At 36.2% G+C, this 1,557-nt stretch carries 1 protein-coding gene; it reads right to left on the bottom strand.

Features of this window, described 5'->3' with window-relative positions; genetic code table 11:
• Positions 1-189: 189 nt before the first annotated feature.
• Positions 190-1,412 (bottom strand): ISAzo13 family transposase gene (locus tag ACM0OY_RS40335; RefSeq protein ID WP_414574288.1). Its coding sequence is split into 2 segments (ribosomal slippage): positions 190-932 and positions 932-1,412, totalling 1,224 coding nucleotides; the frame shifts between segments, so codons are not numbered across the junction.
• Positions 1,413-1,557 lie beyond the last annotated feature (145 nt).

Genomic DNA, 1,557 nt, shown 5'->3' on the forward strand with positions numbered 1-1,557 from the left:
GGGACTTCCAGAGAATAAAATATACAGTTAACAAAAATGATAATCATTCTGAAAGAGAGAGCAGTTGCCGACAGCAACTGCTCTCTCCTAACAAAATATATGCAAGATAAATGTCTGCACTCAACAATACGCATAGCGCAGTGAGGAGAATGGCTATTGCACGAAAAACTGTTATTTAACTTCTAACAATTACGTTGCTTCGTAACAAATATCAACAAACCACTTGCCTAAGTTTGGTAAATTCTCTTGACCCAAATTAGTCAAACGTGAAATTTTATTTTCAATTTCTTGCATCGCTCCTTTAGTTAAACGCACCCCAGTAGCATAAGTTTGAGTGACTAACTTAACAACTGGACATTTGCCATTCCAAGTCATAGTTCTAGCAAAATTTAATGCGGTTTCTACTTCATCTAAGATGCTGCCATTCCAATGATTCTCCAAGACAGCCCAAGTTCTTTCAATGGGATTATATTTACTGTGATAAGGAGGATAGTAAGCTAAACGTATATTTAATTTGTATGATTGAGCAAATTCCAATATACGTTTCATAAATTGGGTACGTCGAGAATTGTTTTCTCCTCCATTATCTTGATTAATAAGTAAGGTTTTTATTTCCGAAAATCGTTCCTTTTCAGACTTCCAAAAATCTGCTAAGATATCAACGATAAAATCGCTAGTTACTTTGGATTCTGTAAAATACAAAAATAGCTCGTCAAGTTCTGGAAGAAATATACCATAAGGAGCTACAGTTGTTTTTGGTTTGAAATCATGGTCATCAGTTTCCGTTGGTACTCGATTTCTACCACCACGGTCAAAGTCGCCGATATTGACACGAGCTTTGGCATCCAAACTTAAGCGTAAAACGCTTGGGTCTTCTGAAATTTCTTGGTGAACTATAGCTAATTGCTCAAAGATTGCATCAGTTTCGGGAATTTTTTTTGAGGTTGAATTTTGGCAACCCTCTTGAGGCGATACCCTAAATCATTTAACTTGACACGAATTGTTTCTGAAGTTGGTAATTCTTCATCTGCATAACCCAATTTTTCAATTAATTGATGTCTCACTTCCGCAGCAGAAAGTCGTGTATATAGTCTTTGGCTTTTAAAAGTAGGGTCTATTTGACTTTGAGAATCGACTAATTTTTTTATATCTTCTAAAAGATTTGGCAGTTTAGTTTCTGATTTATAACGCCCTCTACCTCGATAATTATCTACACAAATGATACCACTATTTAATTCTTTAATTCCTTTACCAATAGTTACACGATTCCATCCTAGTTCTCTCTCTGCTTTAGACTGCCCTCCGTGTCCTAATGCCACAACTGTTTGTGCAATGAACCTACGTTTAGCTGCTCCTTTTAATTGATGTGCGGTTTCCTTCAATAATTTTTTCAATGAATCTGTTAATTGTATTGACACCTCAAACATCCCAAAATCGAATCATCATTCAATTTACTACAATTTGGGGTGGGAGAGGCTGCCAACGGCAGCCTCTCCCACCCCCCTAACAATGATTATCATTTTTACTATCTGTATATTTTATTTTCTGGAAGTCCCT

Source organism: Nostoc sp. CCY 9925 (genome assembly GCF_963920935.1).
Taxonomy (GTDB): domain Bacteria; phylum Cyanobacteriota; class Cyanobacteriia; order Cyanobacteriales; family Nostocaceae; genus Nostoc.